A 15,833-nucleotide genomic window follows, 5' to 3' on the forward strand; every position below is an offset into this window, starting at 1 on the left:
CTTACTTCTCCTCTGAGGCGGTGGGGCGCGTGTGGGTGACGGCTGGTTCGTTGCCGCCCAGGAGCAGGTAGAGGACGGCCATCCGGGTGTGCACGCCGTTGGCGACCTGCTCGATGACCGTGCAGCGGTCGGAGTCGGCTACCTCGGCGGTGATCTCCATGCCGCGGACCATCGGGCCGGGGTGCATGACGATGGCGTGCTCGGGCATCTTCGCCATGCGCTGGCCGTCCAGGCCGTAGCGACGCGAGTATTCGCGCTCGGTCGGGAAGAACGCGGCGTTCATGCGCTCGCGCTGCACGCGCAGCATCATCACGGCGTCGGACTTGGGGAGCACCCGGTCCAGGTCGTACGACACGTCGCAGGGCCAGGAGTCCACGCCGACCGGCACGAGCGTGGGCGGGGCGACCAGGGTCACCTCGGCGCCCAGGGTGTGCAGGAGGTCGACGTTCGAGCGCGCGACCCGGCTGTGCAGGACGTCGCCGACGAGCGTGATGCGCTTGCCGGCCAGGTCCTTGCCGAGGCCCGCGTCGCGGCCGACGAGGCGGCGGCGCATGGTGAAGGCGTCGAGCAGCGCCTGGGTGGGGTGCTGGTGGGTGCCGTCGCCCGCGTTGATCACCGGGGCGTCGATCCAGCCGGAGGTGGCGAGGCGGTAGGGGGCGCCGGACGCGCCGTGCCGGATGACGACGGCGTCGACGCCCATCGCCTCCAGGGTCTGGGCGGTGTCCTTGAGGGACTCGCCCTTGGAGACGCTCGAGCCCTTGGCGGCGAAGTTGATGACGTCGGCGGAGAGGCGCTTCTCGGCGGCCTCGAAGGAGATCCGGGTCCGCGTGGAGTCCTCGAAGAACAGATTGCAGATCGTGCGGCCGCGCAGGGCGGGCAGCTTCTTGATCGGCCGGTCGGCGACCCGGGCCATCTCCTCGGCGGTGTCGAGGATGAGAACGGCGTCGTCGCGGGTGAGGTCGGCGGCCGAGATGAGGTGTCGCATCATCTGGGTTTACTCCGTCATGGGGAGGTTTGCGGGCATGCGGGCGCGCAGGGGTGTGCCCCCCGGGTCCCGCAGGAAAGCCGGTCCTACGCGGAAGCGGGCTTGGCACCGAGCAGCACGGCGTCGCGGCCGTCCTCCTCGGCGAGCTGGACCTTGACCGTCTCCCGCAGCGACGTGGGGAGGTTCTTGCCGACGTAATCGGCGCGGATCGGGAGTTCGCGGTGGCCGCGGTCGACGAGGACGGCGAGCTGCACCGCGCGCGGGCGCCCGATGTCGTTCAGACCGTCGAGGGCGGCGCGGATGGTGCGACCGGAGAAGAGCACGTCGTCGACGAGGACGACGAGGCGACCGTCGATTCCGTCAGCGGGGATCTCGGTGCGGGCCAGTGCGCGCGGCGGATGCATGCGCAGATCGTCGCGGTACATCGTGATGTCGAGTGAGCCAACCGGGATCGTGCGTCCGGTGATTTCTTCGAGCTTCTCGGCGAGGCGCCGGGCGAGGAAGACGCCGCGAGTGGGAATGCCGAGCAGCACCACGTCTTCGGCGCCTTTGGCGCGCTCGACGATCTCGTGCGCGATACGGGTCAACACCCGTGCGATGTCCGGGCCTTCGAGCACGGGGCGCGCGACATCGGGTTCGTTACTGTCGTTCGAGTCCATATGAAACGGACCTCCTTCTCCGCCTCACGGGACGGACCTTAAAGGACGTCGAAATTGCGCCATCCACGCTACCAGCATCGGCAATGCCGCCGGTCACGACCCCCTCGGAAGTGCCGGTACGGACCATTCGGCTTGACGCACCCAAGTAACGCTGCGTAACCTCACAGTGAGTTACCGTTCTTCGTCCGGGGAGCTATATGTCCAGCGAATACGCCAAACAGCTCGGGGCCAAGCTCCGCGCCATCCGTACCCAGCAGGGCCTTTCCCTCCACGGTGTCGAGGAAAAGTCCCAGGGACGCTGGAAGGCGGTCGTGGTCGGTTCGTACGAACGCGGCGACCGCGCCGTGACCGTACAGCGCCTTGCCGAGCTGGCGGATTTCTACGGCGTCCCCGTGCAGGAGCTGCTGCCCGGCACCGCTCCCGGCGGCGCGGCCGAGCCGCCGCCGAAGCTCGTGCTCGATCTGGAGCGCCTCGCGCACGTCCCGGCCGAGAAGGCGGGCCCTCTGCAGCGATACGCCGCCACGATCCAGTCGCAGCGCGGTGACTACAACGGCAAGGTGCTCTCGATCCGCCAGGACGACCTGCGCACCCTCGCCGTGATCTATGACCAGTCGCCCTCGGTCCTCACCGAGCAGCTGATCAGCTGGGGCGTCCTGGACGCGGACGCGCGCCGCGCCGTCGCTCACGACGACGTCTGATCCCGCAAGGGACACCTGAGCAGAAACGTACCGCCGGGGTGGCCGGAACCGATCGGGTTCCGGCCACCCCGGCGTTTTCGTGCGTACGTGCCACACACGTGAGCCCCAGAAGGCCGCAGGGGCCCGTGGGGCCACCGGGTACGCCAGAGGGCCCGCAGCGCGTCGCTGCGGGCCCTCTGAGCGGCTTTGAGGACCGGTTCTACGCCTCGTCGCGGCGCAGACTCGGCTTCAGGTCCTTGAAGCGGCCGAGCAGGCCGTTCACGAAGGACGGCGAATCGTCCGTGGAGAACTCCTTGGCGAGCTGCACGCACTCGTCGAGCACCACGGCGTCCGGGGTCGCGTCGACCCAGATCAGCTCGTAGGCACCGAGCCGCAGGATGTTGCGGTCCACGACCGGCATCCTGTCCAGGGACCACCCGACGGCGTACTGCGAGATCAGCTCGTCGATGTGGCGCGCGTGCCCCGCGTACCCCTCGACCAGTTCCATCGTGAACTCGCTGACCGGCGGCTGCCGGGTATCGGCCCGCGAGTGGCGCACCCAGTCCGCGAGGACCGTCACTACATCTGCGCCACGCTGGTCGGCCTCGAAAAGGATCTGGAAGGCGCGCTTGCGGGCCGTATTACGAGCAGCCACGGTTAGCTGTTCACCCGGCCGAGGTAGTCGCTCGTGCGGGTGTCGACCTTGATCTTCTCGCCGGTGGTGATGAAGAGCGGCACCTGGATCTGGTGGCCGGTCTCCAGCGTCGCGGGCTTGGTGCCGCCGGTGGAGCGGTCGCCCTGGACACCGGGCTCGGTCTCCTGGATGACCAGCTCGACGGCGGCCGGCAGCTCGACGAAGAGGACTTCGCCCTCGTGCTGCGCGACGGAGGCCGTGAAGCCCTCGATCAGGAAGTTGGCGGCGTCACCGACGGACTTGCGGTCGACGTGCAGCTGGTCGTACGTCTCCATGTCCATGAAGACGAAGTAGTCGCCGTCCATGTAGGAGAACTGCATGTCGCGCTTGTCGATCGTCGCCGTGTCGACCTTGACGCCGGCGTTGAACGTCTTGTCGACGACCTTGCCGGACATCACGTTCTTGAGCTTGGTGCGCACAAAAGCAGGGCCCTTGCCGGGCTTGACGTGCTGGAACTCGACGACGGACCAGAGCTGGCCCCCGTCGAGCTTGAGCACCAGGCCGTTCTTGAGGTCGTTCGTGGAAGCCACGGTTGCGGAATCTCCTGGACTGACGTGGACGACCCCGGCGCACGCGCACAGCTCGAAAAAGCTAGAGCGCGAGCAGCTCCTTGGTCGTAATGGTGAGTAGCTCGGGTCCGCCGTCCGCCTCGGGGCGCACGACGAGCGTGTCATCGATCCGGACACCACCCCGTCCCGGGATGTGAACCCCCGGTTCGACGGTGACCGGCACGCAAGCGTCCAGTTTACCCATGGCCGCGGGCGCCAACTGCGGGTCCTCGTCGATTTCGAGCCCCAGCCCATGTCCCATCAACGGAGGGAGACTCTCCGCATACCCTGCGGAATCCAGTACATGGCGTGCCGCGCGGTCGACGTCGCGGTAGGCGGCGCCCGGTGTGAGAGCCTCCCTGCCCGCCCGCTGAGCGGCGAAGACGAGGTCGTACAGCTCGATCTGCCAGTCCGCGGGAGACGTACCGATGACGAACGTGCGCCCGATCTCACAACGATAACCGTGATAACTGGCCCCCAGGCACACGGAGAGGAAATCCCCCTCCTCCACCCGCCGGTCCGACGGCCGGTGCCCGCCTCGGCCCGCGTTGGGCCCGGCGGCGACCGAGGTCGGGAAAGCGGGCCCGTCAGCGCCGTGATCGACGAGGCGGCGCTCCAGCTCCAGGGCCAGATGGCGTTCCGTACGCCCCACGAGAATGGATTCGAGCAGCTCGCCGAGCGCCTGGTCGGCGATCTCGGAGCCGATCCGCAGGCAGGAGATCTCCTCCTCGTCCTTGACGAGCCGCAGCTGCTCGACCGCTCCCCCGAGATCCGTGAGCCGCAGCCGCGGCGCGACGGAGCCCAGTGCGCGATGCCGGGCGACGGTGAGGTCGTGCTCCTCGACGGCGAGTGAATCGGCGCCCCGCGCGGCCGCGTGATCGGCCCCCGCGACGGCGGCGTCCCCACCGACCGCGTCGAGCAGCTGCACCCGCAGCCCCTCGTCGGGCCGCCCCTCGCCTTGTTCGTCGCCGAGCGGCCTCGAGCACAGCAGCAGGTCCTCGCCGCTGCCCAGCAGGAGCACGGCACCCTGTGGCGCCGCCCCCGCGAGATACCGCACGTTGGCGGGACGGGACACCAGCGCCGACGCGCTGCCGCCCGCGGCACAACGCTCCCTCAGCCGCTCACGGCGGGCCGCGTACACCTCAGACATGGGACGAGCCTATGAGCGGCGGCGCGGGACGGCCGGTCGAGCGCGTCCGACCGAGCATGCGAGGGCTTGTGGGGCGTCAGACCGCGGCCGGGCCTACCACTGGGGCGGGCTCGCGATGGAGCGGGCCAGGACGTCGTCCAGGACCCGGGCCGTGGCGGGCACGTCCAGCTGGGAGTTGTCGATGATGGGCAGGCCCGAGCCGTACCAGCCGGCCATGCGGCCGTGGATGCGGGCCACTTCCTCGTCCGTGAGACGGCGGTTGCCGCTGCGCTCGGCGTTGCGCTCCAGGACGATCTCCAGGCCGGGCAGCAGGACCACCGGCAGCAGGCCGGGGCCCACATGGCGCTTCCAGCCGCCGAGGCCGACGACCGGGCGGTCGGGGAAGACCGCGTCGTCGAGGATGCAGGAGATGCCGTTGGCCAGGAAGTTCCGAGCGGCGAAACCGCAGGTGCGGCGGGCCAGGCGGTACTGCGCCTCGGAGTGGTCGTTCCATCCCGACTGAGGGTCCGCGAAGCCCGAGCGCACCCATTCGCGTACGTCGTCGAGGCTGATGTGGGCGGTGGGCACCCGGCGGTGCTCCGCCCAGAACTTGGCGACGCTCGTCTTGCCCGCGCCCGCCGGGCCGATCAGCAGGACGGCCAGCGTGGTGGCGCCGGTGTCCGCCTGCGCCGTGCCGGGCGGGGGGCTCGGCATGGCGACGGGGCCGCCCGGCGGAAGCTGGATGTGGCCCGTGGTGTCCGGGGTCGGGGGCACGGGGGCTCCCGGGATGTGGTTGTGCTGGGGGGCGCCGGGCGCCACGTGCTGCGGCGCCGGGGCGTGCGGGTGCGGGGCCGGTCCCTGCGGGTGGGGAGCCGTGCCCGGCGGGTGCGGAGCGCCGGCGAAACCCGGCGCGGGAGGCGGTGGACCGCCCGGCGCTCCACCCGGCGGCGGACCGCTCGGGTGTTGTGCGGCCGGGGACCAGCCGGTGGCCGGTCCGTGCCCCGGCTGAGGGGGCGGCGGCAGCGGCGACCCCACTGCGTGCTGCATCCGGTGCCACTCCGTCTCGTGCGACTGACGCTGGTCGGGCGGCGGCCGGGGCCACCCGTTACCGAACGGTACCGTCCCCGGCCGACGTTGTGTGAACGGCCGGGGAGGCCGCGAGGTGCCCGTGGCTTGTTCCGGCGGGCCGATTCAGCGCTCCTCGAGCGCTAGTTGGCGACTTCGCCGTACGCGGCGAGCAGCACCGCGGGGTCGGGACCCTCCAGGACGGTCGGCTTGCCGAGGCCGTCGAGGACGATGAACCGCAGCAGGTCACCGCGGGACTTCTTGTCGACCTTCATGGTCTCCAGGAGCTTGGGCCACTGGTCGTAGCGGTAACTCAGGGGCAGGCCGACAGACTCCAGGACGGTGCGGTGCCGGTCGGCGGTCTCGTCGTCGAGGCGGCCCGCGAGGCGGCCGAGTTCGGCCGCGAAGGCCATGCCCACGGAGACCGCGGCGCCGTGCCGCCACTTGTAGCGCTCGTTCTTCTCGATGGCGTGCGCGAGGGTGTGGCCGTAGTTGAGGATCTCGCGCAGGCCCGACTCCTTGAGGTCGCCGGAGACCACCTCGGCCTTGACCTTGATGGAGCGCTCGATCAGCTCGGCGGTGTGGGGTCCCTGAGGGCTGCGCGCCGCCTCGGGGTCCTCCTCGATCAGTTCGAGGATCACCGGGTCGGCGATGAAACCGGCCTTGATGATCTCCGCGAGGCCCGACACGAAGTCGTTGACCGGCAGCGAGTCGAGCGCGGCCAGGTCGCACAGCACGCCCGTGGGCGGGTGGAAGGAGCCGACCAGGTTCTTGCCCTCGGCGGTGTTGATGCCGGTCTTGCCGCCGACCGCGGCGTCCACCATGCCGAGCACGGTGGTCGGCACGGCGATCCAGCGGACCCCGCGCAGCCAGGTCGCGGCCACGAATCCGGCGAGGTCCGTGGTGGCTCCGCCGCCGACACCGATGATGATGTCGCTGCGGGTGAAGCCGGACTGTCCGAGGGCCTTCCAGCAGTACGCGGCGACCTCGGCGGTCTTGGCCTCCTCGGCGTTCGGCACCTGGACGGCGACGACCTCGAAGCCCTGTCCCGCCAGGTCCTCGCGCAGCGCGTCGCCCGTCTCGGCGAGCGCCTCGGGGTGGATGATCGCGACGCGCTTGGTCCGCTCGCCGATCAGGCCGGGCAGCTCACCGAGGAGCTGCCGCCCGACGAGAACCTCGTACGGCTCGGTGCCCGCGGTGCCGCCGACCTGGATACGGGTGGGCGTCTGCCCCGACGTCTCAGCCATCTCCGTCATGCTTCCTTCAACTCCAGTGCGTCGAGGACCGCTTGGGCTACCTCTTCGGGGGTGCGGTCGTCGGTGGCGACGACGGCGCGGGCGACTTCGGCGTAGAACTGGCGGCGGGCGTCCATCAGTTCGCGCCACTGCTTGCGGGGGTTGACCGCGAGCAGCGGGCGCGCGACGTTCAGGCCGGTGCGTTTGACCGCCTCCTCGACGTCCATCGACAGATAGACGACGGGGTGCGGGGCGAGGAGCGCGCGGGTCGACTCGTCGAGGATCGAGCCCCCGCCGAGCGCGAGGACACCTTCGTGCTCGGCGAGCGCCGTACGCACGGCCTCCCGCTCCAGGTCGCGGAAGTGCGGCTCACCCTCGTCCACGAAGATGTCCGCGATCGTCCGGCCCTGAGCGGCGACGATATCGGCGTCGGTGTCCCGGTAGACGGTGCCGAGGCGCTCGGCGAGCAGCGCGCCCACCGTCGACTTGCCCACGCCCATCGGCCCGACCAGAACGATCTGCGGGCCGGTCACCGGATCTGCAGGTTGTCGAGGTACGAGGTGACGTTGCGCCGGGTCTCGGGCACGCTGTCGCCGCCGAACTTCTCGGCGACGGCGTCGGCCAGGGTCAGCGCGACCATCGCCTCGGCGACGATGCCCGCGGCCGGGACCGCGCACACATCCGAGCGCTGATGGTGCGCCTTGGTGGCCTCGCCGGTGGCGACATCCACGGTGGCCAGCGCGCGCGGCACGGTCGCGATGGGCTTCATCGCGGCCCGCACACGCAGCAGCTCACCGGTGGTCAGGCCACCCTCGGTGCCACCGGAGCGCCCTGAGGTGCGCCGGATGCCGTCCTCGGTGGAGACGATCTCGTCGTGCGCCTTGGAACCCGGCACACGCGCGAGGTCGAAGCCGTCGCCGACCTCGACGCCCTTGATGGCCTGGATGCCCATGAGCGCGGCGGCGAGCCGCGCGTCGAGCCGCCGGTCCCAGTGCACATGCGAGCCAAGCCCCACCGGCACGCCGTACGCCAGCACCTCGACCACACCCCCCAGGGTGTCGCCGTCCTTGTGGGCCTGGTCGATCTCGGCGACCATCGCCTTGCTCGCATCCGCGTCGAGGCAGCGCACCGGATCGGCGTCGAGCTTCTCGACGTCGGCGGGGGTCGGGTAGACGCCGTAGGGCGCCTTCGCGCTCGCCAGCTCGGTCACATGACTGACGATCTCGATCCCGGCCGTCTCCTTCAAGTACGAGCGGGCCACCGCACCGAGCGCGACACGGGCCGCGGTCTCACGGGCGGAGGCACGCTCCAGGATCGGCCGGGCCTCGTCGAAGCCGTACTTCTGCATGCCCGCCAGGTCGGCGTGACCGGGCCGGGGCCGGGTCAGCGGCGCGTTGCGGGCCAGGTCGGCGAGGACCTCGGGGTCGACCGGGTCGGCCGCCATGACCTGCTCCCACTTGGGCCACTCGGTGTTGCCCACCATGACCGCGACCGGCGAGCCCATGGTCAGACCGTGCCGGACACCGCCCAGGAAGGTGACCTCGTCACGCTCGAACTTCATGCGCGCACCACGCCCATAGCCAAGGCGCCGCCGGGCCAGGTGATCCGCCACCATCTCCGTGGTGATCGGCACGCCGGCGGGAAGACCCTCCAGCGTCGCGACAAGTGCGGGTCCGTGGGACTCTCCCGCGGTCAGCCAACGCAACCTGCTCAACGGTGCTCCTCATGCTCGCGCCTGGAACTGCGTGGCACGGCCGGGTGCGCGGCCCTGGCCCGCCATCCCTGATCCTCCCACGTCGGGGGGTGGGGCCTGGCCTCCGGTCCACAAGGCGGACGGCTCGGCTCACCCCTCGGGCTTCACGCCGACCGTCACGTCAGCCGTCATATCGGCTTTCTCACGGGCCGCCCTGCGCGCGGCGATCTTGCGCGTGCGCATGATGCTCCAGGCGGTGACGACGATCGCCACGATGGCCCCCAGGACCGTCAACTGAAGCCAAAGGGGCATGAATCTGAACGGCAGGACCCTGACGAAGGCCTCGAACAGATCCCCCTTGCCCGAGGCCAAAGGCACCTCGGACACCACACGTACCGCCGCCATGACAACGCACTCCCCCGCAATCGATCACGAACGGGGTCGAGCCTAACGCCCTTCGAGCGCGTGTTCCCCTGCCTTGCGCATCGCTGTCAGCGGCGCCGGCGAGCGCCCGGTCATCTGCTCGACCTGCAGCACCGCCTGGTGCACGAGAAGGTCGAGCCCGCTGACCACGGCCCCGCCGTACATCGACCAGCGGGCCGCCAGAGCGGTGGGCCACGGGTCGTACAGGACGTCGAAGAGGGTCGCGGGCCGCTCGGGCACGGCGGCCGACAACGCGTCGGTGGCACCGGCCGGGGTGGTGGCGATCACCAGCGGCGCGCTCAGTGCCCGCTCGGCATCAGCCCAGGCCTCCGTCCGCACCTCCACCCCGAGCCGCTCGCCCCACTCCCGCATCTCGGCGGCGCGCGCCTGACTGCGTACGTACGCGACGACCTCGCCCGTGCAGATCCGCGCGAGCGCGGCCAGGGCGGACGACGCGGTGGCGCCCGCGCCGAGGATCGCGGCCGACTCGACCTGGTCGATGCCGCGTTCCCGCAGGGCGGCGACGATGCCGGGGATGTCGGTGTTGTCGCCGACGCGGCGGCCGTCGTCCGTGAAGACGACGGTATTGACCGCCTCGACGGAGGCGGCGGTCCCACTGATCTCGTCGAGCAGCGGAATGACGGCGCGCTTGAGCGGCATCGTCAGCGAGAGCCCGGCCCACTCGGGGCCGAGGTCCTTGAGGAAGCCGGGCAGGGCCGCCTCGTCGACGTCGAACAGGTCGTACGTCCAGTCGACCAGACCCAGCTCCCCGTATGCGGCGCGGTGCAGCACCGGGGAGAGGGAGTGGGCGATGGGGGAGCCGAGGACTGCGGCTCGGCGGTCTGTGCTCATCAGCCGGAGTTCTTCTTCTGTTCCTCGAGGTACTTCTGACGGTTGCGCTCGTGCTCCTTGTTCGTCTCCGCGAACAGCGTGTTGTCCGCATTGATGGAGACGAAGTAATACCAATTGCCCTTGGCCGGGTTGAGCGCGGACTTGAGCGCCTCGTCGCCGGGGTTTCCGATCGGCCCGGGAGGCAGGCCCTTGATCTTGTACGTGTTGTACGGGTCGTTGAACTTGCGCAGATCGTCGACCGTTCCGGTTTCCAGGGTGCTTTCGGCCTTGGCGTAGTTCACCGTGGAGTCGAAGTCGAGAAGTCCGTACGTCTCCGTGTTGTTCGGCTTGAGGCGGTTGTAGACGACCGTCGCGACCTTGTCGAAGTCGTGCTTGTACTTGCCTTCGGCCTGGACCAGGCTCGCCACCGTGAGCACCTGGAGCGGGTCCTTCAGGTTCAGCTCCGCGGCCTTGGCCTTGAGGCCCAACTCGTCGTACTTCTCGGACGCGTGGGCGACCATCTTCTTGAGGACGGCTTCCGGCTTCTGGCCCTTGGCGACCGCATAGCTGGAGGGGTAGAGGAAGCCTTCCAGCGGGTCCTTGATGTCCCTGTTGGTGTTCGCCCAGTCAGGAAGTCCGAGAGACTTCCATTCCTTCTTGGCGACGCCCTCGGTCGTACCCTTGTCGAGTTCGAGGCGCGTGTCGATCTGCTTGTAGACCCAAGAATTCCGCTTGCCCTCAGGAATAATGAGGTTATTGCGGCTCTTCGGGCTGAGCATCAATTCGACCGCACTCTTGGCCGACATTTCCTTCTTCAGGACATAAACGCCTTCCTGAATTGTGTTGCCGTCGGGGTTCTGTGCCTGCGCGGAGACAAAGGCGTCTACGCTCTTGACGACCCCGGCTTCCTTCAGCTTCTTGCCGATCACATAGCCGCCGGCCCCCTTCGGGATGTCGACGGTCGCGACGCCGGTGCCCTCGCCCGCGTAATCCGGCGACGTACCGAAACGGTCCTGGTAGAACTGATAGCCGAAATAGCCGACCCCGCCGAGACCACCGGCGAAGACCAGTGTCACGACCAGGCAGGCGCAGCCGTTGCGGCGCTTCTTCGGTTTCTTGCCGCCCCGACCGCCCCTGCGGTCCCCGCGGCCACCGCGGCGCCCCGGCGGATCGTCGTCGTACTCGTCCTCATCGTCATCGCCGCCCGAGAAGAAGGCGTGCTCGCCCTGATCCGGCCCAGGGTCCCAGTCCTGCTCCGGCTCGGGTTCGGGGCGACGGCGGGAGGGCGGCTCGGGCGGGGGGTAGGCGTCGGGAGTGCCGTAGTAGTCCGGGCTCTCCGCGCCGTAGCCGCCCGGCTGGTGGCCGTAGGGGTCCGCAGGGTCGGCGGTGTACGGGACCTGGCCGTGCTGGCCGGTGTCGTAGCCGCCGTTGTACTGCTGCTGCTCAGGGGCGCCGTTGTACTGCTGCTGCTCGGGAGCGCCGTTGTACTGCTGCTGGCCGGCGGGCCCGCCGTACTGCTGCTGGCTGTACGCCTGCTGCCGGCCCGTGCTCCAGTCGTCGTACTGCGCCTGCTGCTGAGGGGGCTGCGGCTGCTGAGGGTGGTACTGCCCCTGGCCGCCGTAGGTGGACTGGCCGCCCGAAGGCTGCTGTCCTCCCCATCCGCTGTCCCCGTACAACGGGTCCTCGGGATGCCACGGTTCGGAGCCTGGGCCCCGGCCATACTCAGTCATCGATCCCCTACATGCCGCGAGGCGGGGCCGCCGTCTGAGTGGGAGGGCAACCGTTCCGCCTCTTGATGCTGTGCGGCAGCTGTTCGAACACCGCCGCATCGCGCGGAACGTTACCGTATCGCGATCAGATGACCACTTCGACGCCCTCGCCCGGAGCTTTACCTGACGCCCGTTCGGACTCCAGTGCCTGCTGAAGGATGATGACGGCCGCCGCCTGATCGATGACAGACCTGCCCTTTTTGGACTTCACGCCCGAGGCACGCAGTCCCTGACTGGCCGTCACTGTGGTCATCCTCTCGTCTACAAGTCTCACCGGAATGGGCGCGACCAGGTGCGCGAGGTCCTGGGTGAAGGCACGAACCTTGACCGCGGCGGGGCCCTCGCCCCCCTTCAGGGAGCGAGGGAGACCGACGATGATCTCGATCGGTTCGTACTCGTCGACGAGCTGCTTCAACCGGCGCTGAGCGGCCGGGACATCGCGTCCCGGCACTGTTTCCACCGGAGTGGCGAGGATCCCGTCGGGGTCGCACGAGGCGACCCCGATCCGGGCGTCACCGACGTCGACGGCCAGACGTCGGCCTCTGCGCATGCCCCCTGCTGAGTCGTCCATCAGGCTGTGTCTGCCACGAGGCGCTCGACGGCGGCCATGGCGTCACCGATGGCCGCGGCGTTCTGGCCGCCGCCCTGGGCGACGTCCGGCTTGCCGCCGCCACCGCCGCCGAGGGTCTTGGCGGCCGTACGGACGAGGTCACCGGCCTTGAGGCCGCGCTCGCGTGCGGCTTCGTTGGTGGCGATGACCGTCAGCGGGCGGCCGTTGGCCGTCGTGAAGAGAGCCACCACGGCCGGGCGGCCGCCCTGGATGCGGCCGCGTACGTCGAGAACCAGCTTGCGCAGGTCGTCGGCGCCCGTGCCGTCCGGCACCTGTCCGGTGACCAGGGCGACGCCTCGTACGTCCTTGGCGGATTCGACGAGACCGGCGGCGGCCGCCAGGACCTTCTCCGCGCGGAACTTCTCAATCTCCTTCTCGGCGTCCTTCAGCTTGCCGAGCATGGCGGAGACCTTCTCGGGCAGCTCCTCGGAACGGCCCTTGACCAGCTCCTGGAGCTGGGCGACGACCGTGTGCTCCTTGGCGAGGAAGTTGTACGCGTCGACGCCGACCAGGGCCTCGATGCGGCGCACGCCGGAGCCGATGGACGACTCGCCGAGCAGCTTCACCAGGCCGAGCTGGGCGGTGTTGTGGACGTGCGTGCCGCCGCACAGCTCCTTGGAGAAGTCGCCGATGGTGACGACGCGGACCCGCTCGCCGTACTTCTCGCCGAACTCGGCGATGGCGCCCTGCTTCTTGGCCTCGTCGATCGACATGACCTCGGCCTGCACGTCGAGTTCGTGGGCGAGGACTTCGTTGATCTTCTGCTCCACGTCCGTCATGACGGCCGTGGGCACGGCCGACGGGGAACCGAAGTCGAAGCGGAAGCGGCCCGGCTGGTTCTCCGAACCGGCCTGGGCGGCCGTCGGGCCGAGCGCGTCGCGCAGCGCCTGGTGCGTGAGGTGCGTGGCGGAGTGGGCGCGGGCGATGGCACGGCGGCGGTGCACGTCGATCGAGGCCCAGACCTGGTCTCCGACGGTGATCTCGCCGACCTGGACGACACCCTTGTGGACGTGCACGCCGGGGACCGGCTTCTGCACGTCACGGATCTCGACGACGGCGCCGCTGTCGAGGCGGATCCGGCCGGAGTCGGCGATCTGGCCGCCGCCCTCGGCGTAGAAGGGGGTGCGGTCCAGCACGACCTCGACCTCGTCGCCCTCGCGGGCGGCGGGGGACGAGACGCCGTTGGCCAGGAGACCGACGATCACGGCCTCGTTCTCGGTGAGGGTGTAGCCGGTGAAGTCCGTGGCGCCGGAGGCGTCGGCGATCTCGCGGTAGGCGTGCAGGTCGGCGTGGCCGGTCTTCTTGGCCTGGGCGTCGGCCTTGGCGCGCTCCCGCTGCTCCTTCATCAGACGCCGGAAGCCGTCCTCGTCCACGGTCAGGCCCTGTTCGGCGGCCATCTCCAGGGTGAGGTCGATCGGGAAGCCCCACGTGTCGTGCAGCAGGAACGCCTTGTCGCCGGCGAGGACCTTGCCGCCTGCGGCCTTGGTCTCGGTGACGGCGGTGTCGAGGATGTTCGTGCCGCCCTTGAGGGCCTTGAGGAAGGCGGCCTCTTCGGCGAGGGCGACGGTCTCGATGCGCTTGCGGTCGGTTCGGAGCTCGGGGTACTGCTCGCGCATCGACTTGATGACCGTGTCGACCAGTTCCAGGGCGACCGGGCCGGTGGCGCCCATCAGGCGCATGTTGCGGATGGCGCGGCGCATGATGCGGCGCAGGACGTAACCGCGGCCTTCGTTGCCGGGGGTGACGCCGTCGCCGATGAGCATCACGGACGTGCGCATGTGGTCGGCGACCACGCGCAGGGAGACGTCCGAGCCCTGCTCGGCGCCGTAGCGGACGCCGGTCAGCTCGGTGGCCTTGTCCATGACGACGCGCAGGGTGTCGGTCTCGTACATGTTCTGTACGCCCTGCAGGATCATGGCGAGACGTTCGAGGCCGAGGCCGGTGTCGATGTTCTTGCTGGGCAGCTCGCCGAGGATCTCGAAGTCCTCCTTCGAGGTACCCTCGCCGCGCTCGTACTGCATGAAGACCAGGTTCCAGATCTCCACGTACCGCTCGTCGTTGACGGCCGGGCCGCCCTCGACGCCGAATTCGGGGCCGCGGTCGTAGTTGATCTCGGAGCAGGGGCCGCAGGGTCCGGGGACGCCCATGGACCAGTAGTTGTCCTTCTTGCCCAGGCGCTGGATGCGCTCGGCGGGGACGCCCACCTTCTCGCGCCAGATGGTCTCGGCCTCGTCGTCGTCGAGGTAGACCGTCACCCAGAGGCGCTCGGGGTCGAGGCCGTAGCCACCGTCCGCCACGGAGCTGGTGAGCAGCTCCCAGGCGTACGTGATGGCGCCTTCCTTGAAGTAGTCGCCGAAGGAGAAGTTGCCGCACATCTGGAAGAACGTGCCGTGGCGCGTGGTCTTGCCGACCTCTTCGATGTCGGGCGTACGCACGCACTTCTGCACGCTCGTGGCGCGCGAGAACTGCGGCTTGACCTCACCCAGGAAGTAGGGCTTGAAGGGCACCATGCCCGCGGGGACGAGGAGCAGAGTCGGGTCGTCCGCGATGAGCGACGCCGAAGGGACGACGGTGTGCCCGCGCTCCTCGAAGAAGCTCAGCCAGCGGCGGCGAATCTCGGCCGACTCCATCAGTGGTCCTCATTCCGGTTGTACGAGTACTTCGACTTCGAGAGGTACTTGCCCTGCTTGTTCTTGTCGGTCTTGCTGGTCTTGCCGTTCTCGATGGCCACGACGACAGTGCGCTGTCCGGGGAGTTCGGCGTCGACCGGGGCTTCGAGGCCCAGGGCCTCGCCCAGTTCGGCCTCGCGCTGGGCCATGTTGTCGCGGACGTCGAGAGCGAAGTCCTTGAGTCTGTGACCCGCCTCGACCGCCTTGTTCGCGGCCTGCGCCGCGAGGCTTTCGGGGGTCAGCTGCTTGATCTTGCGGTTGACCTTGGTGGTGGCCCACACACCGGCAGCGGCGCCCGCGGTGAACCAGAACGTACGGCGGAACATCGCTGCGTCAGTCCTTCTTCCGCTTGCCCCGCCGCCGCGCGGAGGGCACCGTGCGCCCCACGATCACGGTACGTCGGGCGGGCGCCGGGGGCACATTGGTTGATTCGGGTCCTGCCTTGCGGCCCAGGGCCCTGCGCACCCCGTAACCGAACGCCGCGACCTTGACGAGGGGCCCGCCGAAGGTGGAGGCCACCGTCGTGGAGAGCGCCGACGCGTTCGAGGTGACTTCCTGGACGTCCGACGCGATGGCGTCGACCCGGTCGATCTGCGTCTGCGCGGAGCGCACCGCGGCGGAGGCGTCCGCGAGGAGCGGGACGGCCTGCTCGGTCACTTCCGCGACCAGCTTGGTGGTCGCCCTGAGCGTCTGTGCCAGCCTCACCAGCGCCACGGCCAGGAAGGAGACCAGGATCGCCCAGAAGACGGCCACGAGGATCCCGGCCACCTCTCCACCGGACACTGTGCACCGCTCCCTGATCATCGGCCTGAACATCGAAAAGTCGTCCCCCGACCCTATCGCGCC

The 15,833-nt window shown here is 69.6% G+C and carries 17 protein-coding genes; 1 reads left to right on the top strand and 16 read right to left on the bottom strand.

Annotated features, from left to right (window positions below; translation table 11 throughout):
- Position 1 precedes the first annotated feature (1 nt).
- Both AB0I94_RS24290 and pyrR read right to left on the bottom strand, forming a co-directional pair.
- On the bottom strand, positions 2–988 hold the full coding sequence (locus tag AB0I94_RS24290) for an aspartate carbamoyltransferase catalytic subunit (protein ID WP_363311727.1): 987 nt from the start codon (positions 986–988) through the stop codon (positions 2–4).
- Positions 989–1,071: 83 nt separating this feature from the next.
- Entirely contained in the window at positions 1,072–1,644 is a 573-nt protein-coding gene (gene pyrR, locus AB0I94_RS24295; protein WP_363311728.1) for a bifunctional pyr operon transcriptional regulator/uracil phosphoribosyltransferase PyrR, read from the bottom strand.
- A gap of 197 nt (positions 1,645–1,841) precedes the next feature.
- On the opposite strand from pyrR, the gene bldD reads away from it, so the two are divergent.
- The gene (gene bldD / locus AB0I94_RS24300; RefSeq protein WP_135330908.1) at positions 1,842–2,342 is read left to right on the top strand and encodes a transcriptional regulator BldD; all 501 of its coding nucleotides are present in this window, start codon (positions 1,842–1,844) and stop codon (positions 2,340–2,342) included.
- A gap of 199 nt (positions 2,343–2,541) precedes the next feature.
- On the opposite strand, the gene nusB is transcribed toward bldD, so the two are convergent.
- The 14 genes from nusB to AB0I94_RS24370 form a co-directional block, all read right to left on the bottom strand.
- The gene (gene nusB / locus AB0I94_RS24305) at positions 2,542–2,976 is read right to left on the bottom strand and encodes a transcription antitermination factor NusB (RefSeq protein WP_363311729.1); all 435 of its coding nucleotides are present in this window, start codon (positions 2,974–2,976) and stop codon (positions 2,542–2,544) included.
- Positions 2,977–2,978: 2 nt separating this feature from the next.
- Entirely contained in the window at positions 2,979–3,545 is a 567-nt protein-coding gene (efp, locus tag AB0I94_RS24310) for an elongation factor P (RefSeq protein WP_160503769.1), read from the bottom strand.
- A gap of 61 nt (positions 3,546–3,606) precedes the next feature.
- The gene (locus AB0I94_RS24315; RefSeq protein ID WP_363311730.1) at positions 3,607–4,713 is read right to left on the bottom strand and encodes an aminopeptidase P family protein; all 1,107 of its coding nucleotides are present in this window, start codon (positions 4,711–4,713) and stop codon (positions 3,607–3,609) included.
- A gap of 93 nt (positions 4,714–4,806) precedes the next feature.
- Positions 4,807–5,739: a Pro-rich N-terminal domain-containing protein gene (locus tag AB0I94_RS24320; RefSeq protein WP_363311731.1), complete on the bottom strand. Its 933-nt coding sequence runs from the start codon at positions 5,737–5,739 to the stop codon at positions 4,807–4,809.
- A 161-nt stretch (positions 5,740–5,900) separates the two neighbouring features.
- Positions 5,901–7,004 (bottom strand): 3-dehydroquinate synthase, encoded by a 1,104-nt coding sequence (aroB, locus tag AB0I94_RS24325; protein WP_363311789.1) that lies wholly within the window; start codon positions 7,002–7,004, stop codon positions 5,901–5,903.
- Between the two features lie 5 nt (positions 7,005–7,009).
- Positions 7,010–7,525, bottom strand: a complete 516-nt coding sequence (locus tag AB0I94_RS24330) for a shikimate kinase (RefSeq protein WP_363311732.1) — start codon at positions 7,523–7,525, stop codon at positions 7,010–7,012.
- The gene (aroC, locus tag AB0I94_RS24335) at positions 7,522–8,706 is read right to left on the bottom strand and encodes a chorismate synthase (RefSeq protein WP_363311733.1); all 1,185 of its coding nucleotides are present in this window, start codon (positions 8,704–8,706) and stop codon (positions 7,522–7,524) included. The genes AB0I94_RS24330 and aroC overlap by 4 nt, the downstream gene beginning before the upstream one ends.
- 129 nt (positions 8,707–8,835) lie before the next feature.
- Complete coding sequence (locus tag AB0I94_RS24340) at positions 8,836–9,090, bottom strand: hypothetical protein (RefSeq protein WP_363311734.1); 255 nt, start codon at positions 9,088–9,090, stop codon at positions 8,836–8,838.
- Between the two features lie 42 nt (positions 9,091–9,132).
- Complete coding sequence (locus AB0I94_RS24345) at positions 9,133–9,960, bottom strand: shikimate dehydrogenase (protein ID WP_363311735.1); 828 nt, start codon at positions 9,958–9,960, stop codon at positions 9,133–9,135.
- Entirely contained in the window at positions 9,960–11,669 is a 1,710-nt protein-coding gene (gene mltG, locus AB0I94_RS24350; protein WP_363311736.1) for an endolytic transglycosylase MltG, read from the bottom strand. Before mltG ends, AB0I94_RS24345 begins: the two co-directional genes overlap by 1 nt.
- Before the next feature lie 124 nt (positions 11,670–11,793).
- A complete protein-coding gene (gene ruvX / locus AB0I94_RS24355; RefSeq protein WP_363311790.1) occupies positions 11,794–12,258 on the bottom strand; it encodes a Holliday junction resolvase RuvX in 465 nt (154 codons plus the stop codon).
- A 20-nt stretch (positions 12,259–12,278) separates the two neighbouring features.
- Positions 12,279–14,948: an alanine--tRNA ligase gene (gene alaS / locus AB0I94_RS24360; RefSeq protein ID WP_363311737.1), complete on the bottom strand. Its 2,670-nt coding sequence runs from the start codon at positions 14,946–14,948 to the stop codon at positions 12,279–12,281.
- Positions 14,948–15,313: a DUF6167 family protein gene (locus AB0I94_RS24365; RefSeq protein ID WP_363311738.1), complete on the bottom strand. Its 366-nt coding sequence runs from the start codon at positions 15,311–15,313 to the stop codon at positions 14,948–14,950. Before AB0I94_RS24365 ends, alaS begins: the two co-directional genes overlap by 1 nt.
- A 7-nt stretch (positions 15,314–15,320) precedes the next feature.
- Positions 15,321–15,791, bottom strand: a complete 471-nt coding sequence (locus AB0I94_RS24370) for a DUF948 domain-containing protein (RefSeq protein WP_363311739.1) — start codon at positions 15,789–15,791, stop codon at positions 15,321–15,323.
- Positions 15,792–15,833: the final 42 nt, after the last annotated feature.

The sequence above is a fragment of the Streptomyces sp. NPDC050147 genome, from assembly GCF_040660195.1.
Lineage (GTDB): Bacteria > Actinomycetota > Actinomycetes > Streptomycetales > Streptomycetaceae > Streptomyces.

Excerpts from the sequence above, each read along its gene's own strand:
- aroB (WP_363311789.1), bottom strand. The coding sequence starts at position 7,004 with ATGGCTGAGACGTCGGGGCAGACGCCCACCCGTATCCAGGTCGGCGGC.
- AB0I94_RS24315 (WP_363311730.1), bottom strand. The coding sequence starts at position 4,713 with ATGTCTGAGGTGTACGCGGCCCGCCGTGAGCGGCTGAGGGAGCGTTGT.
- AB0I94_RS24290 (WP_363311727.1), bottom strand. The coding sequence starts at position 988 with ATGATGCGACACCTCATCTCGGCCGCCGACCTCACCCGCGACGACGCC.
- AB0I94_RS24365 (WP_363311738.1), bottom strand. The coding sequence starts at position 15,313 with ATGTTCCGCCGTACGTTCTGGTTCACCGCGGGCGCCGCTGCCGGTGTG.
- ruvX (WP_363311790.1), bottom strand. The coding sequence starts at position 12,258 with ATGCGCAGAGGCCGACGTCTGGCCGTCGACGTCGGTGACGCCCGGATC.
- AB0I94_RS24370 (WP_363311739.1), bottom strand. The coding sequence starts at position 15,791 with ATGATCAGGGAGCGGTGCACAGTGTCCGGTGGAGAGGTGGCCGGGATC.
- AB0I94_RS24320 (WP_363311731.1), bottom strand. The coding sequence starts at position 5,739 with ATGCAGCACGCAGTGGGGTCGCCGCTGCCGCCGCCCCCTCAGCCGGGG.
- alaS (WP_363311737.1), bottom strand. The coding sequence starts at position 14,948 with ATGGAGTCGGCCGAGATTCGCCGCCGCTGGCTGAGCTTCTTCGAGGAG.
- mltG (WP_363311736.1), bottom strand. The coding sequence starts at position 11,669 with ATGACTGAGTATGGCCGGGGCCCAGGCTCCGAACCGTGGCATCCCGAG.
- bldD (WP_135330908.1), top strand. The coding sequence starts at position 1,842 with ATGTCCAGCGAATACGCCAAACAGCTCGGGGCCAAGCTCCGCGCCATC.
- AB0I94_RS24345 (WP_363311735.1), bottom strand. The coding sequence starts at position 9,960 with ATGAGCACAGACCGCCGAGCCGCAGTCCTCGGCTCCCCCATCGCCCAC.
- AB0I94_RS24340 (WP_363311734.1), bottom strand. The coding sequence starts at position 9,090 with ATGGCGGCGGTACGTGTGGTGTCCGAGGTGCCTTTGGCCTCGGGCAAG.
- pyrR (WP_363311728.1), bottom strand. The coding sequence starts at position 1,644 with ATGGACTCGAACGACAGTAACGAACCCGATGTCGCGCGCCCCGTGCTC.